Below are 23,737 nucleotides of genomic sequence, written 5' to 3'. Positions count from 1 at the left end.
AGTCATGAAGACAGCGACCATCGCCGATAGCCGATCGCACCTGTCCAGGCGCCTCGACGGCAGCGTCAGCGCCCACATGAGCAAGGTCATGGCCACGGGTTCGACGAGGAGCGGGGCAGCCAAGACGGGCAGCGGCCATTGCCATTCCGCTTGCCAGGGTCTCGCCGAGGCCAGGCCATGAAGCGGCGTGCGGCGTTGCAGCAACTGTCGCGGGAACACCACGGGGCGCTGGTGCTGACGCAGCGCATCGCCAAGGCTCGGGATGTCGCCGCGCTTGCTCGCCTGCTCGAAACCGTGCCAGCGACTTTCCGTCGCGAACTCGAGCCGCATTTCCGCGCCGAGGAAGAATCGCTACTGCCGCGCCTGGCGGCGGCCGGCGAAGGCGATCTGGTTCGCCGTACGTTGGCCGATCATCGCGAACTGCGCATTCTCGCCGCCGAGATTGCCGCTGGCGACGGCAGCCGTCTGCAGACCTTCGGCGCGGCGCTCAGTGCGCACGTCCGTTTCGAGGAGCGCGAGCTCTTCGTCACCGCCGAATCCGTCCTGCCGGCAGAGTACCTCGACGACGCCGGGCCGGCGCCTGCCACCGACCCGAGTACAGCACCGACAGAGCGATGAAAACGCCCGACTTCTTTGCTGCCATTCCGTGCATACGCCTGCGCGACCCGCTGGCCGACTTCCTCGGCGCCTGCGACGGCGGTCTCGTCGAATACAGCTACCTCGACGCCGTCAAGCTTGCCGGGCATTCGTGCCCGACCGTCGCCTCGGCCTACTGGCTGACCCGGCAGGCCTTGCGGGAACTATACGGTGAGGCGCAGCCCGAACGCGGCGGGCTGCGCGTCGAATTCGCCGCGGCCGCGGCAGATGGCGTCAGCGGCGTGATCGCCAACGTCGTCTCGCTGCTCACCGGCGCCGCCGGCGAGGGCGGCTTCAAGGGACTGGCCGGGCGCTACACACGCCGCGCGCTGCTCTCGTTCAGCGCCGACATCCCGCTCGAGATCCGCTATACGCGCCTCGACGGCCATGGCCAGGTCGATGCCGCGGCCCATCCGGCGCGCGTTGCCGCCGATCCGGCGATCGGCCCGCTGATGCAGCGCTGCCTGGCCGGACTCGCCGATGCCCACGAAATGCGGCGGTTCGGCGAACTGTGGCAGGAGCGCGTGCGTCGCCTCCTGCTCGAGCACGGCGACGATCCCGAGGTGTTCACGATTCGTCGTCGCGTCTGACCGGCACGCCACTCGCCGGCGGCCGCACGACTGGTCAGCGGCAAGCCGGTCATTCCTCGAGCAGGCTGCGCAGCATCCACGCCGTCTTCTCGTGGACTTCCAGGCGCTGCGTCAGCAGATCGGCAGTCGGTTGGTCGTTGGCCGCATTCACCACCGGGAATAGCTCGCGCGCGGTACGCGCCGTCGCTTCCTGAGCGGCAACCAGGTGGCGGATCATCTCCGTCGCCTTTGGCACGCCTTCCACCTCCTTGATCGAGGCGATCTTGACGAACTCCTTGTAGGTGCCGGGAGCCGGGTGGCCGAGCGCGCGAATCCGCTCGGCAATGACGTCGAGCGCGTTCCACTGTTCCGTGTATTGCCCCATGAACATCAGGTGCAGGGTGTTGAACATCGGTCCCGTGACATTCCAGTGGAAGTTGTGCGTCATCAGGTAGAGCGTGTAGCTGTCGGCGAGCAGGGCGGCAAGGCCTTGCGCAATCTTCTCGCGTTCGCCTGCGCTGATGCCGATGTTGATCGCGGGGGCGTGGGCTTTCTTCGTGTTCATCGTCGATTCTCCTTGCTTGCAGCAATGGGTCCGGGGTATTCGACATTGTCCGTTTCGGGAAATCATCGTGGTCGATGGCGTTGTCCCATTGTCGTCCCCCACCTGCCGGGAAGCCGCTGGTCGGCGTGCTCACCGGGCGAATGAAGTCTATGAACGGCAGCTTCCCGCGTCCAATTGATTGTCGGTATACGCTCGATTAACTTTCGACTACCGCGACTCGGCGGCTAAGGAAGGTCGCGCGTGCGCCTCGAAGACTTGACTTACCCTCGCGGAGCGTGATGAGTGAGTGTCGAAAGCTCGACGTCATCTCCTCGAGAGTGCTTGCAACTCTCCGACAATCGGCTTCACTTCGCTGAGAGTCGTCGCTCGGTCGCTTCCACGGACGGGCCGGCAACGCCTTACGACTGGCTGGACGACCGGCGCGCCCCTGATCCGCCGGACGTTCCGATGTTCTTGCGAAGACGGCCGTAGCGCCGGCTGCTCATCGGCGTGCACAATGCATCGAGCGCCGCGCCTGGGTCGGCCCCTTGGCCAATGCATAGCCTTCGGACGCGGCACTCACAACCTCGCGGGGAACGCCATCTCGGTGTCGTCGGCCTTCTCGTCAAGCCCGCGCCTACGCGCGACTGACGATCCGCGTCTGTCGGGCGGGGCACGATCGCGCTCGGGGTCGGCCTGATCCAAAACCGACGGGGATGGACGGGGTGAGGTTTCTCCCGTTTTCCCACAGCTGCTAGGCGAGAATGGGGGAAAGGAACGAAAGACTGCTCGCGTAGACTGAGCTTTCGAGCCGGCACCCATCCGTGGGTGACATACTGTGCTTCGCTTCGGATACTATAGTGCTTCGCTTCGGATACTATAGTGCTTCAGCCGGATCCGGTCGCGAAGCTGATCGAGCAACTTGGGTTCCGAAGGTGTGTTTTGCGTCGCGTCAGGTGTGTTCATCGTCGGTACCGTTCAATAAATCAAGAGGTTACAGAGGGTGATCCGTAGTATACACCTTGCCCTGTATGGTTATACACCTTTCTTGGTGTCTACTTCACGTTGGGCGTCATGTCGTTTATCCGCTTGGCTTCGCTCTCTGCCGCTGCTCGTTCGGAGAATGGGCCTGCGTGGTAAGTCATGGCGAGATCGTCAATCAAGCGAAATACACACCACCCGTTTCTCTCTCTGCTAAATCCTGCAACAAACATCTCAGTCATCTCCTGGCGTCAGCCGCCCAACAGGTCGCTCAAACGGACGGGCCTACGGCCCGCCGTTTAGCTTCGTCGTTAGGTCTTTCCCATGCCGAAAATTTCACCAGAGATCGCCTTCATCGTCGCGCTGATCGCGCTCGTCGGAGTCTTGATAAAGACTCTCGTGGACGTGTACATCGCCAGAAAGCGTGGGGATACCGATGAAAAACTTGTTGCGCTGAAGACGGAGCTAGAACGAAAGAACGCAGAGGCGCTAGAAACAGTTCGAACGGATTTCGCCGCACGCCTCGCCCGGTTGGCGCACGTGCATAGCGTGGAGCTAGAGCGCGTCAAAATGAGTCCGGAGCGGCTTCGACTATTGCTACCCAAACTTGAGGAGTTTCGGGGTCGGCTACAAGATCCGCGACTGAATGCGTTTCTGAACCTTGCCCACCTCCACAAGGCAGGGGTCTTCAACCCTATTGGTGCAAGCCCGGAGCAGATGCAGGCCCTGCCAGATTCCCTTGATGCCCATGCTGAGATCAAGAGGCTCTACGTTACCGACTACCGTGCTTACTTTCTTAGCAACTACGTGGAGCCGGTCGATCTCGCCGCGCGTCACGTTGAAGAAGTCGCCGATCGGCTCCAGGTAGTCCACCGCTCTGGCAACGAGGACGAGAAGTTCATGGCTACCGGCAATCTCTTGATGGCTCTAATGGCTTTTACCGAGAACCTGTCGAATAGCCTAGATGCGCAAGTCCGTGAACTCAGGACGATCTAGCGGCCTAACCGGCGCTTCCAGGGGACCGCCAACCGGCGGCGCTTCGCTTCGCTGGTTGGCGGTCCCTGAAGCTACACGTTAGAAACCATGAACCAAGCACAATCGCGGACATTTAGCATCGCCCAAACCATCTTCGCTGTTCCCGTGGCCATTGCCATTTGGCTGGCGGTCTATACAGCCGCCTATATGGCGCTTGGGCTACTCGACAGCGTGCGCGGACTCGGTGACGACTGGCTACAAAAGATATTCCGCGAACTGTTTACCCCCGGTGTCGGTGGTTATGTCGCCATTCTTGCCACAAACTCTTGGCTTTCTCGTGCCAATCGAAAAACGGTCTTCTGGGGCTTCTCCGTTCCCGTCTTTCTGTTCATGATCGGCTTGCCAATCGTCATGATCTTTTTCCTGCCTGACACCTTGACGTTTGTTTGGAGCGAGCAAATCATCCGTTGGTTGGGGGGGGCAGCCACACTCTTTGGCGCATGGTTTGCGCAAAAACGCATTGCCCAGCATGGTTTCTAACCCTACGCTCAACCTCGCGCCCTTCGGTCGCTGGACGCTGCGCGATAAAGCCGCGCAGCGCCGGTTAGCTTCACGTTAGGCTGTTGTAGAAAGAACCTTACTCAATGACTTTATTTCGTGGTGGCTGTCTATGTGGGGCCGTGCGGTACGAAACGACCTCTGATCCTTTGAACCAGAGGATATGCCACTGTAGGGCTTGTCAAAAAGTTATCGGCGCTGCCTTCAACGCTCGCGTGCTCATGCGCATCGAACATGTTGCTATCTCTGGCCCAATCAGCACATTTCACTCTTCAGAAACTCTTGAGCGCGGTTTTTGTTCGCATTGCGGTTCAAGCATTTTCTCGCGGCGTGTTGCTGCAGGAGTCATCGGCTTAACAGCCGGTAGTCTCGACGAACCGTCACTATTCAAACCTGACATGCATTTTTGGATATCTTCAAGACAACCGTGGCTAATAATTGCAGATAACCTGGCTCAATACCCAGAAGGCCCGCCATCTTTGGGCGATAAGCCATGAGTATTTACTGTAGTTGGCCTAACATTGCATTCGAAGCGACCTGCGCAAGAAGCCGCGCAGGCGCCTCAACTTTGCGTTATGCATAAGCCCACAGGAGACACAGTGTGGTGACAAAAGTTAGCAACCCACTTACCGTGGTAGCAATATTCGCAACCTTGGCTGAAGGTTTTGCGACCATTTCGCTGATTAACCTCTCCCCAGAGGTACAGGCCACTTTCATTTATTTCGTGATGGCATTTCCAATACTTATTGTCGGGGTGTTCTTCGCAATTCTGAACTAGAACCATACAGTCCTGTATGCGCCTAGCGATTTTGAAAACGAGGAAATGTATATCGAATCACTAAGAATTAAAGACGCCCTAAAATCACAGGTGATCGGAACCGTCACATCCGCTGTATCTGCTGAAGTCGCGCTATCGGCTGAACAGATTCAGCGCATTTCAGAGAAGGTTGGTGGAGTCGTTGAGCAAGCTTCGATGGACTCAAGGAAGGAGAAAATTCTTAGCATCCTTGCTGAGGGAGAAAAACCCACGGCAGAGATTTACGAGCACATGGGTGTCAGCAAGGTTTATGTATATCGCCTATTGAACGACCTGCTGGTGGATGGTCAGGTTGTTCAGCGAAAAGATGGTCGGCACGCACACTGGTCCCTTTCTTCTGCCGCGCACTAGGACCCATATGCATAACAATTCCGTCGAGCGGGACGGCCACAAGCTGCGCTTGTGGTTCCCTCCGCCTGCGGCTCCGGCCGCCCCTCACGTCAAACGTTAGGCGTCATGAACTCTCCGAGGCCCGATAGGCGGAAAGGAGGCAAGAATGAGATCCGCTGTCAACATTATGGAAGCAGCCGATGTGCTCGAGTCGAAGCACCGCCGTCTGTTCTTCTGGAGGCAACGACCGCCCGGATTCGACTCTGTTCGCGCTGAGATCGAGCAGCGCGCGCGCAGCCAAATGTCGAATGGCAGTGCCGCATGTAGGTATCAGGACCTCAGCGGTCAAGTTGCGCGCAAGATTGACAGACTCGTATTTCAGGTTCTGGCGATTCGGCAGACTGGCCGACAGTTTGATCTAAAAGTCACCTATCACCCACGAGTTTCGCAATGGGTCAGCGACGGCGGAAAGCGTGACTCCTGGGAGAAGTTTGAAGACTGCCACACTGAGCACGTGCAGTCATACGAATGGTATGGCGTCGAATTGCTGCTTCGCGAGGAGGTCCTCAAGTCAGATGGCGCCTAACGAATAAGGATAGATCGTGCGAAGCCACGATCTGATCCGTTTGTTGGACGAGCCCGGTCCCGGCTGCTCGATCTGGGAGGCCCTAGAAAACAAATCTTTTGGAATAATCTTACGGAATATGTTAAGCAGAGATTGCGCTGGCAAAACATGCGCTTGACCTGTCATATTCACCGTTGTCGCAGACGACAGGCAATGCCTACTGGACAAGAGAAAGCCGCAATTGTCAACGTTGAAGGCAGTTGCACTTCAGGCGCTTAGGGCGCCTCATATGGAAAGTGGCGATCCCGATTGAAACTTGCTTCAGAACGTGATTCCATCTTACATCTGTTATCAGAAGTGTTGAGGAAGTATCTTGACCCGACTGCCACGGACCGCCATCCTCCGCGTAGCGGCTTCGTCCAACGAATAAGGATAGATCGTGCGAAGCCACGATCTGATCCGTTTGTTGGACGAGCCCGGTCCCGGCTGCTCGATCTGGGAGGCCCTAGAAAACAAATCTTTTGGAATAATCTTACGGAATATGTTAAGCAGAGATTGCGCTGGCAAAACATGCGCTTGACCTGTCATATTCACCGTTGTCGCAGACGACAGGCAATGCCTACTGGACAAGAGAAAGCCGCAATTGTCAACGTTGAAGGCAGTTGCACTTCAGGCGCTTAGGGCGCCTCATATGGAAAGTGGCGATCCCGATTGAAACTTGCTTCAGAACGTGATTCCATCTTACATCTGTTATCAGAAGTGTTGAGGAAGTATCTTGACCCGACTGCCACGGACCGCCATCCTCCGCGTAGCGGCTTCGTCCAACCCCTCGCTCAAGCTGACCCGCTAACGCAGCTTAGCTCGAACGTTCGGCATCATGAGAGGCGACACGCCACATGCTCAACCAACGACTTAACGAGACATCGGAATGCAACTGAGATTGACGTATCAGGGATTGCTTCTTGGTGCAAATGGGAAAAACACTCGTGCCGCACACAAACACGAAATTCGTGTCGCACTTCATCAGCAACTCCGACATCATTGGGAGATACATCCATACCTGTCGAAGGTGGCGCTTCAGGATGCTGAAAACCCAAGCAAGTATCACATGATCCTTCCGTTTATGGAGGAGAAATACAGCCGGTTCGGCTGGCGCTTCGTGCCGCTTGTCACCGAGTTTTTCAAGGTTCGATGCTCGATTCAGATACTCCTACTAAGACCTGATCTCCCGGGAAGTATCATTCTATCCGGTGATATTGATAACCGACTGAAAACACTGTTTGACGCATTACGTTTGCCTCATAGTGTTGATGAGTTGGGTGGCGCGGACGCACCTTCTACGGAAGAGCTACCGTTGTACTGCCTCTTGGAAGATGACCGCTTGATCGATCACGTGTCTGTCGAGACGGATGTGTTGCTTCAGCCGGTGTCAACTACCAATCCAACCAAGAATGATGTCCGAGTTATCATCACGGTTAACTTGCGTCCGTATGTAATGACCACTAACAACATGGTGTTTGGATAGTGGTGCGCGACACAGAATCAGTGCGAATGATGCCGAACCCTACATACGAGAGGGACAGCCCAAAAGCAGGCTGCCCCTCAATTCTACGTTAGCGAGCTTATGGAACCGTACGAGCAAAACATCCTCCAGCACATCGAAAAGCACGGGTGCAGCGTTACCTCAGTGTTCGACCCGAAAGAAATAGATCCCCCATTTTCGTACTCCATCGGGATCGCCAAGTCATCCAGCGCACCGGAACTCATCATTGTCGGCCTCGGTTCCAAACTATCGCACTGGATGGTCAATGAGTACAACCGCCGGGTTCAATCGGGCGAAAGGTTTCTCCCCGGCGTTCACTACTTGGGTTTCCTTGAGGACTTCGCGGTTCAATTCGGCCCCGTCGCGCGTGAGCACCGGGAGGAGTACATGCGATCCGCCTGCTGGCTGCATGGCGGCTCCGAGTTCGACGCGCTACAACTGATCTGGCCCAATACTTCCGGTGTTTGGCCTTGGGACGCGGAAGCCTCAGAGTGGCTCCGCGCTAACCAGCCTTTGCTTTCGGGAAAGGTCGCGTGACGCCCGCTAACACTGCGGTCAGGGCCGCTCCCTCCGGTCGCTGGGCGCTGCGCGATAAAGCTCTGCGCAGCGCCCCTTACCTACAACGTTAGAGAGCAGTAGCTATGCCATCGCCCATAGATATCAACGGCAGCCCGGTAGCAGTTGGCTCAACGGTGCGACTCCTATCCCTTTCCGGTCAGTGGCTCGAAGATTTACCCACCGAGGAACGATCCGACGTTATGTCTATGGTTGGCGAAATCTTCGTAGTCGAGGAGATCGACGAGTACGGCCATCCATGGGTGCGTAAGTCCTGGCCCAATGAGGCCGAAGGCAAGTGCCACTCTCATTCAGTTGCACTTGAGCAGCACGAAATGGAGGTCGTTCAAAATGCTCTCTAACATCCCGGCGTTCTAGGGACAGTATATATTTCCCGCGGCTGTTTTCCGCGCCCTTTCAACGCCGCCACTTTGCCCTTTCGGGAGTTCTAGGGACAGTATATATAATTCCCGCGGCTGCTTGCCGCGCCCTGTCAGCACCGCCACTTTGACTTCTTCGGTCCTAATCCGTTAGGATCAGTTTCGTGTGCTGTCCCTGAAGTTTTGCCTTAGGAGGCTCTTCTATGTCGCCGCTCGAAGCAAAGAGAATCGTTGAGGCTCTCGCAAGTGGCATTGATCCTGAGACGGGAGAAGTTTTACCAGCGCAAAGCACGTTCAATAGTCCGCAGGTAATTCGTGCGCTGTTTGTCGCCGGGAAAGCTCTCGATAGGGCGGCAAAACGTGCAGAGCGCGACAATTCACTCCCCGGCAACGCTGGGCGTTCTTGATCCGATGAGGAAGACAACGAGCTTCTCGCCGTCTTTGACTCGGGTGCTCCTGTCAAAAGCATCGCGGCAAAGCATGGTCGAACCCAGGGAGCAATTGCCGCTCGCCTCGTTCGTCTTGGGAGAATCAAAGACCGTGCTGAAGTTTACGCCGAGGCCCAACTCATCGATCCACCGGACGCCGCGCGATAAACCCGCGCAGCATCGCTGCGAGCGAGTGCGAGGGGCAGTATATGTAATTCCCGCGCCTGCCTGCCGCACCGCATCAACGCCGCCATCTTGACCCCTTCGGCGCTAGTCCATAATGGCGTGTTTCGCATGTTGTCCCCGAAATGCCCATTCTTTAGAGCGCTTCACATAGCTCCACAACAAACGATGCGAAACGTCCTGTTCATCTGTAGCCAAAACCGACTTCGAAGCCCCACAGCGGAACAAGTCTTTTCTTCGCACCCGGGCATTGAGTGTGCATCGGCTGGTCTGAATCGCGATGCAGAAAACCCGGTGACAGGAGAGTTGGTCGAATGGGCAGAGCTGATCTTCGTCATGGAAAAGGCGCATCGAAACAAACTAAGCTCGAAATTCAGGAAACACATCAAGGGTCAGCGCATCATTTGTCTCGATATAACCGACGACTACGAGTTCATGGATCCACTTCTCGTCAAGCTTCTCAAAGCGAAAGTCACGCCGGACCTTCCATCGTTGAACTCATCAAGCTAGTGCGCTCTGACGCTTCCGTCGAGAGGGGCGTTCAAAGCCACGCTGTGCGTTCCCTTCGCGCTTCGCGTTACGGAACGCATCACATCGAGTGTTGAGCGACTCCGGTTATCTGCATGAAAGATCAATAAAGACGAGGGCTACCACGCCGATCCGTGCAACCGACGAAATAGTGATCGGTCTTCCAGCGACCAAAGTGTGGCCGCTGTTGGCTGACGTAGGAGGGTATCCTCGATGGTGGCCGAAGCACCTCGGAATACGGTTACTCTCCGGCGGCGAAGAGCCGCTTGGCACGGAGGTCGAAGTACGCCCCTCTGGTGGGCGGCATTTTCGCTGTCGGGTCGAAGCGGTGGACGTGCCGAAGCGCATACGGCTTCGCTATTACGGCGGGTTCATCGATGGCTACGGTGAGTGGCGCCTGGAGCCGCTGGGCGACAAGACGCGCGTGATCTACAGGCTCGAGGCGCAGGCACACGGCTGGCTGGTTGTACTCCTTGGCAAGGTGCTTGATCTTGGGCGCCTGCACTCTCGGTCAATGCGGGATGTTCTGCAAGACCTCAAACAGGTCTTGGATCAGGAACAGCGCCTCAGAACACAGGTCCAGTAGACGTGCGGCCCAACCCGGCGCTCAAGCTTGCTCCCTTCGGTCGGTGGACGAGTGCGATGAAGCCCGGCAGCTGCGGTTCGCTCTACGACAAGGCCGCATTCAGTCGATGCCTGCTCGACACGATGACTGAGAAGACGGAGATCTCGATGAGTGCTTTGGAAGCACCCTACTCGGTGGACGACATCGAGGCGCGAGTCCTGGCCGCCATACGAGTCGCCGGTTTTGACCCCGATCGATGCTTGGCGCCAGTGGAACTTGCGGCGCTTGGCCACTTTCGCCCGGGCGGACTTCGCGCTTCTCGCGTACCGCGAGATCTGGCGAACATTCGAGCCGAAGATCGTATTCTTGCTATTGGCGCCGGGCTGGCAGACCCTGCCAGGATGCTGGCTCCGTTCCCAGGTTGCCAGGTTGCGTGCATCGATTTGTCGTCCGACTATGGCGTCTCGGCGTTGCTGCTGAAGCGCGTCACCGGCCTTGAGGAGCGAATCGAAGTGCGCGTGAGTAGCGCTCTCGATACTCCGTTTGCCGGCAAGTCGTTTGATGTGGTGTGGATGCAGAATGCGGCAAGGACATCGGGGACACGCGGAAGCTCTATGAGGAAGTCCACCGCGTCCTCAAGCCGGGGCGGCCGATTCGCTTTCCAGGAGACGGTCGCCAGCGAAACCGCTGCCACCTGCTTTCCGCTACCTTGGGCGACGGGTCCGGCTGGAAATTCCCTGGTTTGTGCCGGGGAAATGAGAACCGTACTTGCCCAAAGCGGCTTCCCCGCAGTTTGCTTCGCGGACCTTGGTGAGAAGCTCTTGCCGCCGGCCAACAAGTGGAACTCCGGAAGGTGTCGAGCAGGCGGCTCGGAGTCTGTCGGTGTTTTCGTAGACAATCTCGCACGGAAGGCGGCGAGCGCGAAGCGCCGCCTCAGAGAAGGCGAGATCCGCCTTGTTTTTCGAGCTGTGTTCAGCGTCAAATAACGGGCCGCTCAGTACGGCCTGACGGGCTGGTCAACCGGAACTGTCGTCGACAGACCGGTTACCAGCAGGGTTGGATAAGAAAGGAAGCTCCTCATGAATCTTGGCTACCGCATTTTCGTTGTGGGTGACGACAACTCGATCACTCCGATCTCGCAGCGATCGTTTGATGACTTTTATCTGAAACAGAAGCCTTCCATGCAACGGTTTTCCGGATGCACGATCAACGTCGCGACCGTCGTCTACACCCTGGAAAACAGGAAACCCGAGCAGATCGTCGAAATCGATTATATGCGCGTAATGGTCGATAAGGACGGCGCATTCGATCAGGAGCACCATGCCGATGGTTTCCGCCTGATGGCCAATCGTCTGGAGAAGATTCTTTGCGAGAAACCGCCGGTCGGTGAGTCTGGCCCGGTAGTCAATGCGATCGAGAAGTTCGATGAAAGGCGTTGGTCTCAACTCCATCCGCAGTTACCTGGGCCTGCGCACAAGCGGATACTCGAGGTTCTGTTTGGCTCCAGGCATGCCATCTAGCATGGCGCTCGAACTCGCCCCTTGCCGTTGCTGAGCGGGCATGGCGCGGTCCAGGCATCGCTGCCCGGACGCCGATCCGCTGCGCCTGACGGTAGATCCAACCTGGCGGCGTATGACGTATGACGCCCTGCAGATACGGCAGGAGCGCGATCGTTCGGCGCCATGAAGCGGGAGTTCCTGGGCTTCACGGCCAGACGCAGCGGCGCCGAACGCAAGGAGCGTGTGCGGCAACTGGGCCGTCGGAAGAGAAGTACCAACTTTGCCGCCGTCGTCGCCGCGCTGCGAGAATCCCTGTCTGGTTGACAGGCGTAGTGCGGAAGCACCGAGGTGCTGAGCACTCGGCGCAACCTCGACAAGTGGGTACGCCGCAAGTTACGCTGCCACCTCGGGAACAAGTGGGGTCGAGTAGGCTAACGGGAACGGCGCAAGCGCTGCGTTGGGCCAGGGGAGGCGTGGAATGTCGGCAAGTCGGCGCACGGTCCATGGCGGGCGTCACAGCAGTCGGCCCCGTCGATCGCGCTCCCGATGCGCTGCTTTGAACAAGTGGGACTGCCGAGCCAGACGCCGCGGCAGGAATTCAATTCAACGAACCGCCGAATACGTGACGCCTTCGTGCGGTGGCGGGGGAGGCTGCGAGGCGTTCTCCTGTGCCGGTCGGGCGTCCTGAAAGCAGGTAAGCAATGGCCAAGCTCGGAAGCAAAGAAAAGCCCATCGTCGTTCGCGTAAGAAGCGAAGAGCGCGGTCGGTACGTCGCCCACGTTTGTGCACAGCATGGATGGGACTACATCATTGGCTTCGCGAACACCGAGGATATTTCGGATCTGGAGAAAGCGTTGAACCCTCCTCAGCCAGTACGGTCGGTCAAGGTCGGCCGCAACGACCCATGCCCGTGTGGGAGTGGAAAAAAACACAAGCAATGCTGTGGCTCAGGCTAGGGCAAGAGGAGTCACCGCCGTCGCATCCCTCTGTATCGAGATGCCCAACGCTTCATTGCCGCGGCGCGCGCGTGAATTCGGCCGTGTCGAGCAGCCGTGGGCACACCCGACAACGCTTCCCGCGAATGCTGGCAACCAGCTCCCTTCAGCGCAGCGCATCGTCACATGTTCGACGTAAAGGAGCCCCTATGCCTCTGCGCGCCGTGAGTGTCTCTATTCTGCTGATCTTCTGCGTTGCCTGTGGCGACGCATCAGGGTTTCGCCAACCCACCCTCGAGCAGCGCCTCGTGTCCGGAAGGGTGATCCAGGTAATCTCCTGCCGTCTCGTGTGGGGTATCGAGCATGGGGAGCGACACGCGAAGCAGGATTCGTTTGCCCTTGAGTACGTCACTTCGCTATCAGCTTCGGCACGAGACGAGCTGGATCGTGAAGTCCTCGACGTGTTCGAGTTGATCCGCCCGGTTTCCGAGCAGTGGGGCTTCTCTACGGCATCCGTGGCCGCCTTTCCTTCGCCGGAACGATCCGGGAAGTACGATGTCTTCACCTTTTCGCGGTCGACCGATGGGCGCTGGTCGGTCAGCCGGACGGCGGCCAAGGTCTTCAACACGGAATCCGGTCACAAGCTAGGGCACTCATGAGGGGCGTTCTAGGGGGCGTTCTAGGGACAGTATATAATTCCCGCGGCTGTTTGCCGCGCCCTGTCAACACCGCCACTTTGACACTTTCGGTCTTCGTCCGTTAGGGTCAGTTTCGTATGCTGTCCCTGAAATTTGTGATGGTGTCGCCGTCGGCAACCGAGACGACGGTACCGGCGAGGGTGTCGGCGTGGGTGGGGAGGGAAAGGAGGACGAGAATCATGAGGAACAGTCCGTGCTTCACTATCACCGTGCCCTCTTGTTCTCAGTTGTTCTAACAATCGCTGTCACGCGCCCATTCAGTCAGTGTCGCCTTGGTCACTAACCGCACACTAGAAGTCTCCCTTTGCCAATATTGCCCTGCCCGAGCGCACTTCCAGATACCCTCTGGGCCAGTACTCACCTCGTGCCGAACTCATTAACAAAGCGGGAAAACCCTCTTCTGCTGAACTCTCAAGGGCCGTCTAGCGGGGCTTGGCCAAGCAACCTTAGCTACCTTGCTTGAGCCATCGTGCCTTCGTCCCGGCCCAAGAGGACGGCGAGCTCACTCCTTTCGCTGACGTGCATCTCCCCGTGGGAGACGCTGTCGGCTAGTTGCTCCACCAGAGTGTCCATCGGAGGCAGAATGTACCGATCATGCAACGCCAGACGCGTCCCGTCATCTGGCAGGTTCCTGTTGAGGAACAACATATCTCGATCGTGCGCTGCCCGAAGATGACGGCAGACGAGACATACGGTGCGAATCATTGACGCGTGGAACAGACGAGGGGGTAGCCTACGGTGTACGAATGGGTTGGCAATCCTCGCGGGCGGCTCGGCGGGAGTATCGGCGAACTTGGCGCCAGTTGCCATCAGGTAGAGTGCCGCTGCGTCCTCGAAGATCAGGCGCTCGATCAAAGCACCTTTCTCCGTCTTGAACAGCGCCAACGGGTGACTGTCGGACTCGTCGTCTCTGATGGGCTCTCCAAGGCAGAGCAATCCGTACTCTAGGGCCGTGTAGACCCCCACTTGAACACAATGTGCGCTGTAGCCGAGGAGGCCAAGATCTCCCTGCACCGCCCGCATCACTATTGGTTTCCGAGTCGCTTCACGCAACGAGCAAGACTGAAGAACTCTTAGCAGGACCAATCCGTCCCATCGCGATGTGGTACTTGCCTCAAACTCGAAGACGTTCGGACACCAACGACCTTTAGAGCCCTCATCAAAGTTCAAGCGCATGAACTGGCTACCAGCGACGACACTACCCTCAAATATAAGGCGGCGGTTTTTCTTAAGAAACTCTAGTCGATCTTTTCCGGACTGGAGCTGCTTGTCTTCCAGATGGGTATCAGCGTACTGCTGCAGATACTGGAACGACCTAATCAGGTTCCGCGAGAAGCTCCTGACATTCCCGTTAAACACTTGATCCAAGACATCCCTTGCGGAGAGTGCCTTGCCCCGAGTCAACAGCGGGCGCCGCAGAGCTGAGATGTGCGAAGAACAGAACTCATTGAAAAACCAAACGAACAGATCACGGATTTCATCTGATGGCCTCGCCGTTCTATCAACGTCGCTATGGGCGGTATCTTCGTACCAAAAATTCAGTTTCCGCCAGAACATTCGCTCAATGTCCGGCGCCACGACTTCGAAGCGCCGCACCACGGGCATTGGCCTCTGCTGAAGGGCGCCGGTCAACAGCTGCCTAAACTCCGTTGCAGTGTCGTCGCGGAATACGAAGACACAGCGATCGAATGGAAGGCAATGGCCACCCCCACAACGATACTGCGTCAGTTCCCTGAGATAGTCTAGGTACCACGAGCGCGCGCAGCGCTCGCCCAGCCACATCGAACGCGGCGCGTGCTCATCTGCCCGGAGGTTGTCGACACCATCAAAAACAAGGATCAGCCGCGGTCGCACTCCTGCATTTTTTTGGTACGTCGTCGTCACGAAATCCCAGGCAGCCCGAAAGAGCTGGCACGCTTCCACCGCAGAAACGTCGTTCTGGAGCACCCCGAAATACCATTTCAGATCTTGGTCCTGCCCCACAGAGAACATGTTCGTCTCGACTTGTCGCCTTCTTCGTTGCTCAGTGAGTCGCACCAGCTGCCATTTTGGCAGCAGTTCCGGAGCTGCCTCAGTGAGGTAAGCCTCAAAGGGGGAGAGCAGCACACCTGGCGGCCAAGTGGCCTCCCTGCCAAAAGCGGGTTGGAACACTACGTCATTCACAGCATAACTAAGGATGACCGAGAAGGCGTGAAGCGCCATGTACTCGTTCACAGTCAACGCTGGCAGTCTCCGTGCGTAGCGAATGCGTTCGTCGTTGAGGGCATGCAACTTCGCTATATCGGCACGGAGCCACGTGGTGTGCGCCATCTGCAGATCCCCGTGATTGACCGTAAGAACATAGTTTGTCAGCGCAGTCTTCCCTGATCCCCGTCTACCGACAACTTCGGCAAACCGTTCGCGACCTGATTTCAGAAAGCCCTTGAACTCTCCAGCCGATCGAGCCATCAAGCTTGGCTCGACGATGGTGTCGCCGTCACTCGAGGGCAACTCTTCGTCTTGAACAAATAGCTTCTTCAGTAACGCAGCCTTAGAAGGGTCGCTTGGGTTTGCAGACTGCCAGCCAAAGACCTTGTCCAGTTGGATAAGCAAGCGGCTCGGAGACTCGACAGGATTGTCGCGATCCTGGTCCACTAGTCCGCTATAGCCAACTCCTTCCGTGTCAACTGGCGCGGCCATAAGCCGCCTGATTGCGTCGCGCACCGGCATGACAACCCCCCATTTTCTTGTCTTCGGGCATGGGGCCCATGATGATCACTAGGGCCCGACGAGTAGTAGCGTTATAAGTGAAATGCCACTTAATGGTAGCATTCTCCCAGCGATCGATCACGAGCGTCAAGACTGTGCTCCCGAAAGATACCTGACTGGCGCCGCTGCCCAGACCCATCTAAAGGATAATTGAGTATGAAATGGCAGCATGTTCGCCGATCCGTATCAAAGCCAGCGATCCTCTGGTCTTGCCTTGCAATTGTTGCGTGGCTACTGTTCGTCGTAGCCGCGCTTAGCACGTCATCACCAAGTTGGTTGCCGGACGTCGTGTGGTCTATCCTCGCTCTACCTGCTGATGACGGAGTCCTGGAGGCGAGGGGGCAGTTCGGCGACTCGTTTGGCCCTTTCAATGCATTGGTTTCATCTTTGGCATTGGTGGGCGTCATCTCGACGCTCGCGCTCCAACAGACAGTCGCCAAGCAACAGCAGTTTCAGGAGCAACTCTTTCACGCCGTAGCGGCGTATCAATCTCTCCTGGAGAGTTTTGAAACCAACTATCGTACCAAATCTGGGGAGCCAGGCTCTCTCAGAGGTCGCTCAGCGTTACAGAATGCGTGGCAGCACTATGTTGTCGGGCCCTTCTTGAGAAGTTGCAAGGCGCCGGGTATGGACGACGTTGCCCGCAACGTAGGTAGCCTCTTTTTTGGCGAGACAGTGGGCTTTGCAGCGACTCAGGGCGCGATCGAGTCAGTCGACCGACAGGTTGCTGGCTGGCTGTCCACGGACGGGGCGACGGCGGCACTGGAGGTGCTGGGGCAAGCTTGGTGGGCTCTCTATTCCTCCCATAGACACCATCTCGACGCACTGTTTCGCGCATGGTACACCGTACATCGGATACTCAATGAAGCGCCCAACTACAGTGTGACCGTCGATGCACAGCGCCTATACGCGGCTAGTTTCCGGGCTCAAATATCCTGGATAGAGATGGTGTACATGCTAGCAAACCAAAGTGCCTTGCCGCACAACGCGATGTTTCCACGCGCATGCCGATACGCCAACTACTTTTGCGCGTATGACAACCTCGCCACCACAGGCGATGTCACTGTGACCCTGCTTGTGGAGGTGGCGAAAGCACGAAAGGCGAACCCATCCGGCAATGAGCTGACTCGCGCCGCATTCTCGCGCTAACACCGTTAACTTGAACCCAACCAGGTCCCTTCAGCGCAGCGCATCGTCACATGTTCGACGTAAAGGAGCCCCTATGCCTCTGCGCGCCGTGAGCGTCTCTATTCTGCTGATCTTCTGCGTTGCCTGTGGCGACGCATCAGGGTTTCGCCAACCCACCCTCGAGCAACGCCTCGTGTCCGGAAGGGTGATCCAGGTAATCTCCTGTCGTCTCGTGTGGGGTATCGAGCATGGGGAGCGATACGCGAAGCAGGATTCGTTTGCCCTTGAGTACGTCACTTCGCTATCACCTTCGGCACGAGACGAGCTGGATCGTGAAGTCCTCGACGTGTTCGAGTTGATCCGCCCGGTTTCCGAGCAGTGGGGCTTCTCTACGGCATCCGTGGCCGCCTTTCCCTCGCCGGAACGATCCGGGAAGTACGATGTCTTCACCTTTTCGCGGTCGACCGATGGGCGCTGGTCGGTCAGCCGGACGGCGGCCAATGTCTTCAACACGGAATCCGGTCACAAGCCAGGGCACTCATGAGGGGCGAACGCCGATGGGCGCCCTGCCCGGCATGGCAGCGGACTGTCTTCGCTCGCCGCCATGCATGATCGCCCGCATGTCATTCGATAGGAGAGCAGACGATGAGCACAGGCACGATTCGACTTCACCGGGTTCTGCGCGCGCCTCCCGAACGCGTCTACCGCGCGTTTCTGGACGCTGACGCGGTCGCCAAGTGGCTTCCGCCATACGGTTTCACCTGCACGGTCCACCACATGGATGCAAGTGTTGGCGGCGCCTACAGGATGTCGTTCACCAACTTCGCGAGCGGCCGCGCTCACTCCTTTGGCGGCGAGTATCGCGAACTGGTGCCCGCCGAGAAAATCCGCTACACGGACAAGTTCGACGACCCGAACCTGCGCGGTGAAATGCAGACGACGGTAACCCTGAAACCGGTGTTGTGCGGAACCGAACTCGAGATCGTGCAGGAGGGGCTTCCCGAGGTCATCCCGGTCGAGATGTGCTATCTCGGTTGGCAAGAGTCGCTCGCGCAGCTCGCCAAGCTCGTGGAGCCGGAGATCCCGGACCAATAGGCTGACGCCTGGCGAACTTCGCTGGCGACGCGTCGCCGGATCTCAGGCGAGCTTCCGCCGGCGCTCGATGACGAGGCGAATCTGCGAGACGATCGCCGAGACCGAGCCGATGCGGTCCGGCGCAATCTTGCCGTCCACGAAGCGGGAGAGCAGCCAGGCGGCTATCGTGTCGAGTTCTTCCTCGATGCCGTCCAGGCGCTCCAGCGGGACCTCTTTTGCCTCGCGCAGCATGGTCGAGAGTCGCGCGAGGTTCTCACTGCAGGATTTCCACTTCCTCGTAGACCCGGTGGTGCATCGCAATCGCCTTCGCTTCGTCGAGGGCGACGAACTTCGGTGGTTTTCTGGTCGCCTTGACGATCGTCTTGACGGCGTCGCTGATCGCTCCCGGACCGGCCGGTCCCATGACGACGACGGCAGCCACTTTCCTGTCGCGAAGCTCCACACCGAGGTCTGCCGGAGCGATCGTGACGAGATTGGCCGTTTGCCGGCCATACGACTCGACCACCGTGGCGAGGAGAGGATCGATCGTCGCCGCATCACTCGCAATGCCGATCTTCTTGCCGACGAGATCCTTCATCGCCGTCACTGACGAGTGTGCCGAAGCCATGAAAACGAGATTGATCCGTCTGACGATCAGCAAGGTTCCGCCGCTGGCCGCCGCCGGGTGATCGCTTCTGACGACGGCCAGATCGACCTTGCCGTCTTGTAACGCTTCGGCGCTTTCCTGGAGGTTCGCGGTCTCGGTCAGAGCCAGACGGACGCGTGGGCGCTGCTCGGCAAGTTCGCGCCGGAACGCGGCAATGAACTTCTGGCCATCGCTGTCGATCGGGCCGGTGGCGATGCGAATCGTGTAGTTGGGCGAGAACATCCAGGGAGACCAGGTCCACGCGGCGATGACGGCACCGGCGACGAGGATCAGGAATCCGACAATGGCGAGGGTTCTATTCATCGCGATTGTCTCCGGGAGGCGCTGGTGATGCGTTGCCAGGAACCACGGTAGCTCCGCCGTTCACGAAGACAGCAGGCATGGTCGTCAGCGCTCGGGAAACGGCGCCAAGGTCCTACCGGCGTTCGCCACGCAGAATTTGGCGGCCACTCTTGGGGCTGACGAGAGTCTGGTTTCCAATCGTTGACGGTGGAATTCGCCGGCAGGCCTTTCCCTTGTCCCGACAGCCAACTAGAATTGCCGGCAAAGGGCTTCCTTCAGAATAGCGAAAAACATGAAACGTCTCATCATTCTGCTGATCATCGCCGCAGTGGGTTGGTACGGCTACGGCAAGTACCACGACCGTCTTGCGGCACAGCCTATGGGCAAGGCGGAAGCGCAAGGGACGCGCTTGCCGGCGCAGGCTTCTGCGAACTTGGAGAGCACTGGCGCCGCCGCATTCAAGTGCGACGGCCGTACGCACTGTTCGCAAATGACTTCCTGTGCCGAAGCGACGTACTTTCTGAGGAACTGTCCCGGCACGAAAATGGACGGGAACAATGACGGCATCCCTTGCGAACGGCAATGGTGCAAGTGATGGCTCGTGCTCTGTCGAGTGCGTCATCCAGTGCAGGTTGCGGGGAAGCCGCGTAAGGCAGCGGCGGCGTCGAGCCCTGTTGATCGCTGGATCCGGCAATGAAGTGTGCCTCGCGGTCGCGCCTCCGGCGACAGTTGGCGAAGATTGACCTTTATCGACGTTCCCCGGAGCCCTTGCAAGGAAATCCACCGATGCTCGAAGTCACCTGGTTGTTGTTTGTCGTCGCGTCGCTTGTCCTGATCGTCACGCCGGGGCAGGACATGATCCTCGTCATGTCCCGCTCGATCGCGCAGGGGCCAGCCGCGGGGGTGGCCACGGCCGCCGGCGTGAGCGTTGGCCTCGTCGGCCACACGGTGCTTGCCACCCTCGGGCTGGGGGCCATCCTGCGCGCATCCGAGTGGTTGTTCCTGGCGCTCAAGCTCGTCGGTGCAGCCTATCTCGTCTATCTGGGGTCCCAGCTCCTGCGTACGAGGAGCCACGAGTTCGCGGTTTCTGCCGGTGCGCCACGCTCGTTGTGGCGGCTGTTCTTCGACGGCGCGCTGTCGAACGTCTCCAACCCGAAGATCGCCGTCTTCTACTTCGCGTTCCTGCCGCAGTTCGTCCTGCCCGGCGCCGCGCACCCGACGCTGTCGGTGTTTACCCTGGGACTGGTGTTTGCCGGCCTGACGTTCCTCGTCAAGGGGCCGGTTGGCCTGGGCGCCGGCTTGCTTTCCGGTTGGCTGCGGTCGCGTCCGCGTGTTCTTGTCTGGCTGTATCGCTTCAGTGGCACGGTGCTGGTCGGACTGGGCCTCAAGCTGGCGTTTGAGCGCCGGGCCTGAGGGCGGCCAGAGGTCATGTCGAGTCGGCCATCTCCGGCAGGCGCGTTGCCTGTGCCGAACGCCACCCCGTTGGCTGAACCAGCGGCGCTGGTCGCCTGTCTGTTGCGGGCCGGTGGTCCTGCAGCCATCCACTTCGCTTCGTGCTCTTGAGGAGAATGAACCATGGGAATCAGTAACGAAACGGTTCGCCGGATTTTCTCGCACCTGGAGTCAGGATCGGGAGACGCGTTCTTTCGGCATGTTGCCGACGATGTCGACTGGACGGTCCAAGGGACGCACCCGCTGGCCGGCCGATACCGGTCGAAGCAGGACTTTCATGCCCACACGTTTGCGAGACTCAACCGGGTTCTGCCGGGTGGGACGCAACTGCATGTCGAGAGCGTGCTCACCGATGGCGACTGGGCGGTGGTGGAACTGCGGTCGCATGCGACGGCGATGAACGGGATGCGCTTCGACAACCGGTATTGCTGGGTGATGCGCTTCGCCAATGAAGTGATCGTTGAAGTGAGAGCCTATCTTGACTCGGCGCTCGTTCAGGAACTGATCGACGAGAATGAGGGCTGAACGCGAAGCCTGAGCGGCCTTGCCTGCCCGCCGCCTGCGAAGCGCACCGCCCGAGTTGCGGCGGCACGCAGGCATGCGCCTACCCGAAGCGGATCGCGTGGTCTTCGCCGCTGGCCCGGAGCTGTTCGGTGATGTCGTACTGCACGCCGAGGTAGTAGATGACCTTGCCCTCGCGATCCACGAGTGGCCGAATCGACAGCCGGTTGAAGAACAACTCGCCGTTCTTGCGGTAGTTCCGCAACGTCACCACGCAACTCTCCTGCTTCGCCAACGCGGTGCGGATCGTTGTCAATGCCTCCTGTTCACGGTCGTCGCCTTGCAGGAAGCGGCAGTTGCGGCCCACGACTTCCTCTTGCGAGTAACCGGACAGATCCTCGAAGACCTTGTTGGCATAGACAATGGGATTGTCGGGCAGGTCCGGATCGGACAGGGTGATGCCATTCACGCAGGCATCGAGGATCTGCGTAAGAACGTAGGGAATCAAGCCATCGTCTTTTGCCGTCGTGAACATCAGAGTCTCCGTAAGTCTCAAAACCTGCAGGCAATGCCGGTCCTCCGGCATTGCTAGCCGTTGTCCAGCATTTGCTTCTCGATGAGCAGCTTCAGCTTGCGTACGGTGCGCCTGGCGCCGTCCTGTACGGCGATGCGCACCAGTTTCTCGAATGGGCGAATACGTGGCTCCAGCGCTTCCAGTTCGAACGTGAAAGACAGCGAGGTGGCCGAGCCTTGATCGGCGAATTCATAGATCGAGCGATAGGGAGCCGAGACGCCCTCAAAACAGATCCGCTTGAGCGGTTCGAGCTGGACCACCGCGAAAACAGATTCCGACTTGTGGCCCTGATCGACGCGCACCTGGCGGGCCTGGAAACCGGTTCGCACCGGCCCGGCCGAAAGCGGTTCCAGACTCACCACTTCCGGCGACCAGCGAGGATAGTTGGTGACGAAATCGAGGGCGACGAACTGGTAGACCCGGTCAATCTCCTCAAACACCAGAACGTCAGCTGTTGCGGTGATCATTACTTGTCCTCCGCCGTCGGGGCGCAGTGCGGCGTCATCGAGTCGGCAGCGCTGGCTTCGATCCTCGTGCCGAATCGGCAGGGGTTGGGCCGCGACGCGCCCTGAATGGTAGACGAAATGCCGCGGCATTGCCCGGCAATCGACGGCCTTTCCAGGTTCGGCCACGGCAGGTCAGTCGCTGCGTCTCGTGCCGTGCGTCCCGCCGTCGGGCGCGTGGGCGCGGTGCCGGCAGCAGCGCCGCCCGCCAGCGGCCCCGCCTCGCGCGCCCTGCGTTCGCCGCCAAACGCCGATCGGCAGGCCCACATGGTATAAATGCCAGGATGCATGACCCACAACCCTTGCCGCCGTCCGGTCAGCGCGGCGGCTACCGCTACTACGATCTGGTGATGGTGGCCTTCGTCGCCGTGTACCTCTGCTCGAACCTGATCGGGCCGGCCAAGGCCGCGCAGGTGACGCTGCCTGTCTTTGGGCCGCTGACGTTCGGCGCCGGTGTCCTGTTCTTCCCCATCTCCTACATCTTCGGCGACATCCTGACCGAGGTGTATGGCTATGCGCGTGCCAGGCGAGTGATCTGGGCCGGGTTTTCCGCGATGGCCTTTGCGTCGCTGATGGCGGCGGTGGTCGTGCATCTGCCGCCGGCGCCCGAGTGGCGCAATCAGGCCGCCTACGAGATTGCTTTCGGATCCACCTGGCGGATCGTGCTGGCCTCACTGACGGCTTTCTTCTGCGGCGAGTTCGTGAACTCCTTCGTCCTCGCCAAGATGAAGATCCTCACGCGCGGGCGCTGGCTGTGGACGCGCACCATCGGCTCCACCATCGTCGGCGAGGGTGTGGACTCGCTGCTCTTCTATCCCCTCGCTTTCTATGATTCGGGACTGATCCCGAACGAGATACTGTGGAAGGTGATGGTCTCCCAGTTCGTCGCCAAGGTGATGGTCGAGGTGGTGTTTACACCGCTCACGTACAAGGTAGTCGGCGCCTTGAAGCGCGCCGAGCGCGAGGACTACTACGACGTGCGGACCAACTTCACGCCATTCAGCCTGAAGGCCTGACTGGTACGGGATTTTTTCGCCGTTTTTCCGGGAGGAACTCTGATGCTCGATCCACGTGGAGCGACCGGGCGCCTTCAGGGCACATCTGGGCTACACTGACAAATGATGCAGCCATCCCGGCTGCCACGTGACGCGAGGTCGGTGCCGTTCCGGTAAGCAAGAACGTCCTGCGAGTGTTCCTGTCCTCCCCGGGCGACGTGGGGCGGCAACGCGACATCGTCCGCGGCGTGATCACCGCGCTGAACGCCGATCCCCTGATGGCCGACCGCTGCTGCGTGCTGGAGGTGGTCGCTTGGGATACCGAGGGTGCTGCCGTGCCCCTAAGCGCCAACCGCTCGCCGCAGGAGTCGGTGAATGCCTACCTGTCGCTGCCGCGTGAGTGCCATCTGACGATCGTCCTGCTCTGAGGGCGCCTCGGCACACCGTTGCCGCCGGAAAACCGGCGGGCCGACGGGACGGTCTATGAATCGGGCACGGTCTGGGAACTTGACGACGCTCGCAGC

Annotated in this window: 33 protein-coding genes; 26 read left to right on the top strand and 7 right to left on the bottom strand. The window is 59.0% G+C overall.

The genetic code is table 11. The features are described from left to right. The first annotated feature begins 4 nt into the window (after positions 1 to 4). Genes CAP2UW1_RS25760 through CAP2UW1_RS17605 form a run of 3 tightly spaced genes read left to right on the top strand, consistent with a single transcriptional unit; the run spans position 5 to position 1,226 of the window. On the top strand, positions 5 to 181 hold the full coding sequence (locus tag CAP2UW1_RS25760) for a hypothetical protein (RefSeq protein WP_199931499.1): 177 nt from the start codon (positions 5 to 7) through the stop codon (positions 179 to 181). Beyond that, the gene (locus CAP2UW1_RS17610; RefSeq protein WP_015767978.1) at positions 178 to 618 is read left to right on the top strand and encodes a hemerythrin domain-containing protein; all 441 of its coding nucleotides are present in this window, start codon (positions 178 to 180) and stop codon (positions 616 to 618) included. Before CAP2UW1_RS25760 ends, CAP2UW1_RS17610 begins: the two co-directional genes overlap by 4 nt. After that, positions 615 to 1,226 carry a hypothetical protein gene (locus CAP2UW1_RS17605; protein ID WP_015767977.1) on the top strand — a complete coding sequence of 204 codons (612 nt, stop codon included), beginning with the start codon at positions 615 to 617 and terminating at the stop codon, positions 1,224 to 1,226. Before CAP2UW1_RS17610 ends, CAP2UW1_RS17605 begins: the two co-directional genes overlap by 4 nt. Positions 1,227 to 1,275: 49 nt before the next feature. Here the strand turns inward: CAP2UW1_RS17605 and CAP2UW1_RS17600 are convergent, their stop codons facing one another. Then, positions 1,276 to 1,770 carry a Dps family protein gene (locus CAP2UW1_RS17600; protein WP_015767976.1) on the bottom strand — a complete coding sequence of 165 codons (495 nt, stop codon included), beginning with the start codon at positions 1,768 to 1,770 and terminating at the stop codon, positions 1,276 to 1,278. A gap of 1,284 nt (positions 1,771 to 3,054) precedes the next feature. On the opposite strand from CAP2UW1_RS17600, the gene CAP2UW1_RS17595 reads away from it, so the two are divergent. From CAP2UW1_RS17595 to CAP2UW1_RS17530, 15 genes are all read left to right on the top strand, one after another. Next, entirely contained in the window at positions 3,055 to 3,726 is a 672-nt protein-coding gene (locus tag CAP2UW1_RS17595) for a hypothetical protein (RefSeq protein WP_015767974.1), read from the top strand. A gap of 87 nt (positions 3,727 to 3,813) precedes the next feature. Beyond that, on the top strand, positions 3,814 to 4,245 hold the full coding sequence (locus CAP2UW1_RS17590; RefSeq protein ID WP_015767973.1) for a hypothetical protein: 432 nt from the start codon (positions 3,814 to 3,816) through the stop codon (positions 4,243 to 4,245). Between the two features lie 104 nt (positions 4,246 to 4,349). Then, positions 4,350 to 4,760, top strand: coding sequence for a GFA family protein (locus CAP2UW1_RS24725; protein WP_015767972.1), 411 nt, complete (start codon positions 4,350 to 4,352; stop codon positions 4,758 to 4,760). 107 nt (positions 4,761 to 4,867) lie between these two features. Continuing rightward, entirely contained in the window at positions 4,868 to 5,041 is a 174-nt protein-coding gene (locus CAP2UW1_RS26220; RefSeq protein ID WP_412566834.1) for a hypothetical protein, read from the top strand. A 45-nt stretch (positions 5,042 to 5,086) separates the two neighbouring features. Continuing rightward, positions 5,087 to 5,431, top strand: a complete 345-nt coding sequence (locus CAP2UW1_RS24070; protein ID WP_049778599.1) for a winged helix-turn-helix domain-containing protein — start codon at positions 5,087 to 5,089, stop codon at positions 5,429 to 5,431. Positions 5,432 to 5,576: 145 nt separating this feature from the next. Then, complete coding sequence (locus tag CAP2UW1_RS17580) at positions 5,577 to 5,996, top strand: hypothetical protein (RefSeq protein WP_015767969.1); 420 nt, start codon at positions 5,577 to 5,579, stop codon at positions 5,994 to 5,996. 907 nt (positions 5,997 to 6,903) lie between these two features. Then, positions 6,904 to 7,500 (top strand): hypothetical protein, encoded by a 597-nt coding sequence (locus tag CAP2UW1_RS17570; RefSeq protein WP_015767968.1) that lies wholly within the window; start codon positions 6,904 to 6,906, stop codon positions 7,498 to 7,500. Between the two features lie 99 nt (positions 7,501 to 7,599). Beyond that, entirely contained in the window at positions 7,600 to 8,055 is a 456-nt protein-coding gene (locus CAP2UW1_RS17565) for a DUF4262 domain-containing protein (protein ID WP_015767967.1), read from the top strand. A gap of 601 nt (positions 8,056 to 8,656) precedes the next feature. Beyond that, positions 8,657 to 8,860, top strand: a complete 204-nt coding sequence (locus CAP2UW1_RS25755) for a hypothetical protein (RefSeq protein WP_015767965.1) — start codon at positions 8,657 to 8,659, stop codon at positions 8,858 to 8,860. Positions 8,861 to 9,232: 372 nt separating this feature from the next. Next, positions 9,233 to 9,574: a low molecular weight protein tyrosine phosphatase family protein gene (locus CAP2UW1_RS17550; protein WP_015767964.1), complete on the top strand. Its 342-nt coding sequence runs from the start codon at positions 9,233 to 9,235 to the stop codon at positions 9,572 to 9,574. Between the two features lie 88 nt (positions 9,575 to 9,662). After that, positions 9,663 to 10,178, top strand: a complete 516-nt coding sequence (locus CAP2UW1_RS24720) for an SRPBCC family protein (RefSeq protein ID WP_081444224.1) — start codon at positions 9,663 to 9,665, stop codon at positions 10,176 to 10,178. 56 nt (positions 10,179 to 10,234) lie between these two features. Next, positions 10,235 to 11,143, top strand: coding sequence for a class I SAM-dependent methyltransferase (locus CAP2UW1_RS17540; protein ID WP_199931498.1), 909 nt, complete (start codon positions 10,235 to 10,237; stop codon positions 11,141 to 11,143). Positions 11,144 to 11,236: 93 nt separating this feature from the next. Then, positions 11,237 to 11,677: a hypothetical protein gene (locus tag CAP2UW1_RS17535; protein ID WP_015767961.1), complete on the top strand. Its 441-nt coding sequence runs from the start codon at positions 11,237 to 11,239 to the stop codon at positions 11,675 to 11,677. A 680-nt stretch (positions 11,678 to 12,357) separates the two neighbouring features. Continuing rightward, positions 12,358 to 12,612: a PBPRA1643 family SWIM/SEC-C metal-binding motif protein gene (locus tag CAP2UW1_RS24710; protein WP_015767960.1), complete on the top strand. Its 255-nt coding sequence runs from the start codon at positions 12,358 to 12,360 to the stop codon at positions 12,610 to 12,612. A 188-nt stretch (positions 12,613 to 12,800) separates the two neighbouring features. Next, entirely contained in the window at positions 12,801 to 13,250 is a 450-nt protein-coding gene (locus CAP2UW1_RS17530) for a hypothetical protein (protein WP_015767959.1), read from the top strand. 106 nt (positions 13,251 to 13,356) lie between these two features. Here CAP2UW1_RS17530 and CAP2UW1_RS25745 read toward each other — a convergent pair whose 3' ends face one another. Together CAP2UW1_RS25745 and CAP2UW1_RS17525 are read right to left on the bottom strand one after the other, a co-directional pair. Next, positions 13,357 to 13,497 carry a hypothetical protein gene (locus CAP2UW1_RS25745; RefSeq protein ID WP_015767958.1) on the bottom strand — a complete coding sequence of 47 codons (141 nt, stop codon included), beginning with the start codon at positions 13,495 to 13,497 and terminating at the stop codon, positions 13,357 to 13,359. A 242-nt stretch (positions 13,498 to 13,739) separates the two neighbouring features. Then, positions 13,740 to 15,998, bottom strand: coding sequence for a hypothetical protein (locus CAP2UW1_RS17525; protein WP_041567900.1), 2,259 nt, complete (start codon positions 15,996 to 15,998; stop codon positions 13,740 to 13,742). A 195-nt stretch (positions 15,999 to 16,193) separates the two neighbouring features. Here CAP2UW1_RS17525 and CAP2UW1_RS17520 point away from each other — a divergent pair, with 195 nt between their 5' ends. The 3 genes from CAP2UW1_RS17520 to CAP2UW1_RS17510 all read left to right on the top strand — a co-directional run bounded on the left by CAP2UW1_RS17520 (position 16,194) and on the right by CAP2UW1_RS17510 (position 18,260). Continuing rightward, complete coding sequence (locus tag CAP2UW1_RS17520; protein ID WP_015767955.1) at positions 16,194 to 17,186, top strand: hypothetical protein; 993 nt, start codon at positions 16,194 to 16,196, stop codon at positions 17,184 to 17,186. Between the two features lie 73 nt (positions 17,187 to 17,259). Continuing rightward, positions 17,260 to 17,709: an SH3 domain-containing protein gene (locus tag CAP2UW1_RS17515; RefSeq protein ID WP_015767954.1), complete on the top strand. Its 450-nt coding sequence runs from the start codon at positions 17,260 to 17,262 to the stop codon at positions 17,707 to 17,709. 101 nt (positions 17,710 to 17,810) lie between these two features. Further along, positions 17,811 to 18,260, top strand: a complete 450-nt coding sequence (locus CAP2UW1_RS17510; RefSeq protein ID WP_015767953.1) for an SRPBCC family protein — start codon at positions 17,811 to 17,813, stop codon at positions 18,258 to 18,260. Between the two features lie 42 nt (positions 18,261 to 18,302). Here the strand turns inward: CAP2UW1_RS17510 and CAP2UW1_RS17505 are convergent, their stop codons facing one another. Next, a complete protein-coding gene (locus CAP2UW1_RS17505) occupies positions 18,303 to 18,491 on the bottom strand; it encodes a hypothetical protein (protein WP_015767952.1) in 189 nt (62 codons plus the stop codon). 22 nt (positions 18,492 to 18,513) lie between these two features. Then, complete coding sequence (locus CAP2UW1_RS17500; protein WP_015767951.1) at positions 18,514 to 19,209, bottom strand: ABC transporter substrate-binding protein; 696 nt, start codon at positions 19,207 to 19,209, stop codon at positions 18,514 to 18,516. A 271-nt stretch (positions 19,210 to 19,480) separates the two neighbouring features. Here CAP2UW1_RS17500 and CAP2UW1_RS17495 point away from each other — a divergent pair, with 271 nt between their 5' ends. The 3 genes from CAP2UW1_RS17495 (at position 19,481) to CAP2UW1_RS17485 (ending at position 21,165) form a co-directional block, all read left to right on the top strand. Then, positions 19,481 to 19,783 carry an excalibur calcium-binding domain-containing protein gene (locus tag CAP2UW1_RS17495; protein WP_015767950.1) on the top strand — a complete coding sequence of 101 codons (303 nt, stop codon included), beginning with the start codon at positions 19,481 to 19,483 and terminating at the stop codon, positions 19,781 to 19,783. Positions 19,784 to 19,974: 191 nt separating this feature from the next. After that, on the top strand, positions 19,975 to 20,601 hold the full coding sequence (locus tag CAP2UW1_RS17490) for a LysE family translocator (protein WP_015767949.1): 627 nt from the start codon (positions 19,975 to 19,977) through the stop codon (positions 20,599 to 20,601). Between the two features lie 162 nt (positions 20,602 to 20,763). After that, positions 20,764 to 21,165 (top strand): nuclear transport factor 2 family protein, encoded by a 402-nt coding sequence (locus CAP2UW1_RS17485; RefSeq protein WP_015767948.1) that lies wholly within the window; start codon positions 20,764 to 20,766, stop codon positions 21,163 to 21,165. 79 nt (positions 21,166 to 21,244) lie between these two features. Here the strand turns inward: CAP2UW1_RS17485 and CAP2UW1_RS17480 are convergent, their stop codons facing one another. Then, positions 21,245 to 21,676 carry a PAS sensor domain-containing protein gene (locus tag CAP2UW1_RS17480; RefSeq protein WP_015767947.1) on the bottom strand — a complete coding sequence of 144 codons (432 nt, stop codon included), beginning with the start codon at positions 21,674 to 21,676 and terminating at the stop codon, positions 21,245 to 21,247. A gap of 53 nt (positions 21,677 to 21,729) precedes the next feature. Further along, on the bottom strand, positions 21,730 to 22,182 hold the full coding sequence (locus CAP2UW1_RS17475; RefSeq protein ID WP_015767946.1) for an SRPBCC family protein: 453 nt from the start codon (positions 22,180 to 22,182) through the stop codon (positions 21,730 to 21,732). A gap of 320 nt (positions 22,183 to 22,502) precedes the next feature. On the opposite strand from CAP2UW1_RS17475, the gene CAP2UW1_RS17465 reads away from it, so the two are divergent. After that, the gene (locus tag CAP2UW1_RS17465; protein ID WP_015767945.1) at positions 22,503 to 23,234 is read left to right on the top strand and encodes a queuosine precursor transporter; all 732 of its coding nucleotides are present in this window, start codon (positions 22,503 to 22,505) and stop codon (positions 23,232 to 23,234) included. 173 nt (positions 23,235 to 23,407) lie between these two features. Next, positions 23,408 to 23,641 carry a hypothetical protein gene (locus tag CAP2UW1_RS25740; protein WP_015767944.1) on the top strand — a complete coding sequence of 78 codons (234 nt, stop codon included), beginning with the start codon at positions 23,408 to 23,410 and terminating at the stop codon, positions 23,639 to 23,641. Positions 23,642 to 23,737: the final 96 nt, after the last annotated feature.

The sequence above is a fragment of the Candidatus Accumulibacter phosphatis genome (assembly GCF_000024165.1).
Lineage (GTDB): Bacteria > Pseudomonadota > Gammaproteobacteria > Burkholderiales > Rhodocyclaceae > Accumulibacter > Accumulibacter phosphatis.
The sequence above is the reverse complement of the archived record's forward strand: the minus strand, read 5'-3'. Positions and strand labels throughout refer to the sequence as shown.

What these genes read in the sequence shown, in the direction of transcription:
- CAP2UW1_RS25760 (WP_199931499.1), top strand. Translation starts at nt 5, where the DNA reads ATGAAGACAGCGACCATCGCCGATAGCCGATCGCACCTGTCCAGGCGC.
- CAP2UW1_RS17610 (WP_015767978.1), top strand. Translation starts at nt 178, where the DNA reads ATGAAGCGGCGTGCGGCGTTGCAGCAACTGTCGCGGGAACACCACGGG.
- CAP2UW1_RS17605 (WP_015767977.1), top strand. Translation starts at nt 615, where the DNA reads ATGAAAACGCCCGACTTCTTTGCTGCCATTCCGTGCATACGCCTGCGC.
- CAP2UW1_RS17600 (WP_015767976.1), bottom strand. Translation starts at nt 1,770, where the DNA reads ATGAACACGAAGAAAGCCCACGCCCCCGCGATCAACATCGGCATCAGC.
- CAP2UW1_RS17595 (WP_015767974.1), top strand. Translation starts at nt 3,055, where the DNA reads ATGCCGAAAATTTCACCAGAGATCGCCTTCATCGTCGCGCTGATCGCG.
- CAP2UW1_RS17590 (WP_015767973.1), top strand. Translation starts at nt 3,814, where the DNA reads ATGAACCAAGCACAATCGCGGACATTTAGCATCGCCCAAACCATCTTC.
- CAP2UW1_RS24725 (WP_015767972.1), top strand. Translation starts at nt 4,350, where the DNA reads ATGACTTTATTTCGTGGTGGCTGTCTATGTGGGGCCGTGCGGTACGAA.
- CAP2UW1_RS24070 (WP_049778599.1), top strand. Translation starts at nt 5,087, where the DNA reads ATGTATATCGAATCACTAAGAATTAAAGACGCCCTAAAATCACAGGTG.
- CAP2UW1_RS17580 (WP_015767969.1), top strand. Translation starts at nt 5,577, where the DNA reads ATGAGATCCGCTGTCAACATTATGGAAGCAGCCGATGTGCTCGAGTCG.
- CAP2UW1_RS17570 (WP_015767968.1), top strand. Translation starts at nt 6,904, where the DNA reads ATGCAACTGAGATTGACGTATCAGGGATTGCTTCTTGGTGCAAATGGG.
- CAP2UW1_RS17565 (WP_015767967.1), top strand. Translation starts at nt 7,600, where the DNA reads ATGGAACCGTACGAGCAAAACATCCTCCAGCACATCGAAAAGCACGGG.
- CAP2UW1_RS25755 (WP_015767965.1), top strand. Translation starts at nt 8,657, where the DNA reads ATGTCGCCGCTCGAAGCAAAGAGAATCGTTGAGGCTCTCGCAAGTGGC.
- CAP2UW1_RS17550 (WP_015767964.1), top strand. Translation starts at nt 9,233, where the DNA reads ATGCGAAACGTCCTGTTCATCTGTAGCCAAAACCGACTTCGAAGCCCC.
- CAP2UW1_RS17540 (WP_199931498.1), top strand. Translation starts at nt 10,235, where the DNA reads ATGAAGCCCGGCAGCTGCGGTTCGCTCTACGACAAGGCCGCATTCAGT.
- CAP2UW1_RS17535 (WP_015767961.1), top strand. Translation starts at nt 11,237, where the DNA reads ATGAATCTTGGCTACCGCATTTTCGTTGTGGGTGACGACAACTCGATC.
- CAP2UW1_RS24710 (WP_015767960.1), top strand. Translation starts at nt 12,358, where the DNA reads ATGGCCAAGCTCGGAAGCAAAGAAAAGCCCATCGTCGTTCGCGTAAGA.
- CAP2UW1_RS17530 (WP_015767959.1), top strand. Translation starts at nt 12,801, where the DNA reads ATGCCTCTGCGCGCCGTGAGTGTCTCTATTCTGCTGATCTTCTGCGTT.
- CAP2UW1_RS17525 (WP_041567900.1), bottom strand. Translation starts at nt 15,998, where the DNA reads ATGCCGGTGCGCGACGCAATCAGGCGGCTTATGGCCGCGCCAGTTGAC.
- CAP2UW1_RS17520 (WP_015767955.1), top strand. Translation starts at nt 16,194, where the DNA reads ATGAAATGGCAGCATGTTCGCCGATCCGTATCAAAGCCAGCGATCCTC.
- CAP2UW1_RS17515 (WP_015767954.1), top strand. Translation starts at nt 17,260, where the DNA reads ATGCCTCTGCGCGCCGTGAGCGTCTCTATTCTGCTGATCTTCTGCGTT.
- CAP2UW1_RS17510 (WP_015767953.1), top strand. Translation starts at nt 17,811, where the DNA reads ATGAGCACAGGCACGATTCGACTTCACCGGGTTCTGCGCGCGCCTCCC.
- CAP2UW1_RS17505 (WP_015767952.1), bottom strand. Translation starts at nt 18,491, where the DNA reads ATGCTGCGCGAGGCAAAAGAGGTCCCGCTGGAGCGCCTGGACGGCATC.
- CAP2UW1_RS17500 (WP_015767951.1), bottom strand. Translation starts at nt 19,209, where the DNA reads ATGAATAGAACCCTCGCCATTGTCGGATTCCTGATCCTCGTCGCCGGT.
- CAP2UW1_RS17495 (WP_015767950.1), top strand. Translation starts at nt 19,481, where the DNA reads ATGAAACGTCTCATCATTCTGCTGATCATCGCCGCAGTGGGTTGGTAC.
- CAP2UW1_RS17490 (WP_015767949.1), top strand. Translation starts at nt 19,975, where the DNA reads ATGCTCGAAGTCACCTGGTTGTTGTTTGTCGTCGCGTCGCTTGTCCTG.
- CAP2UW1_RS17485 (WP_015767948.1), top strand. Translation starts at nt 20,764, where the DNA reads ATGGGAATCAGTAACGAAACGGTTCGCCGGATTTTCTCGCACCTGGAG.
- CAP2UW1_RS17480 (WP_015767947.1), bottom strand. Translation starts at nt 21,676, where the DNA reads ATGTTCACGACGGCAAAAGACGATGGCTTGATTCCCTACGTTCTTACG.
- CAP2UW1_RS17475 (WP_015767946.1), bottom strand. Translation starts at nt 22,182, where the DNA reads ATGATCACCGCAACAGCTGACGTTCTGGTGTTTGAGGAGATTGACCGG.
- CAP2UW1_RS17465 (WP_015767945.1), top strand. Translation starts at nt 22,503, where the DNA reads ATGCATGACCCACAACCCTTGCCGCCGTCCGGTCAGCGCGGCGGCTAC.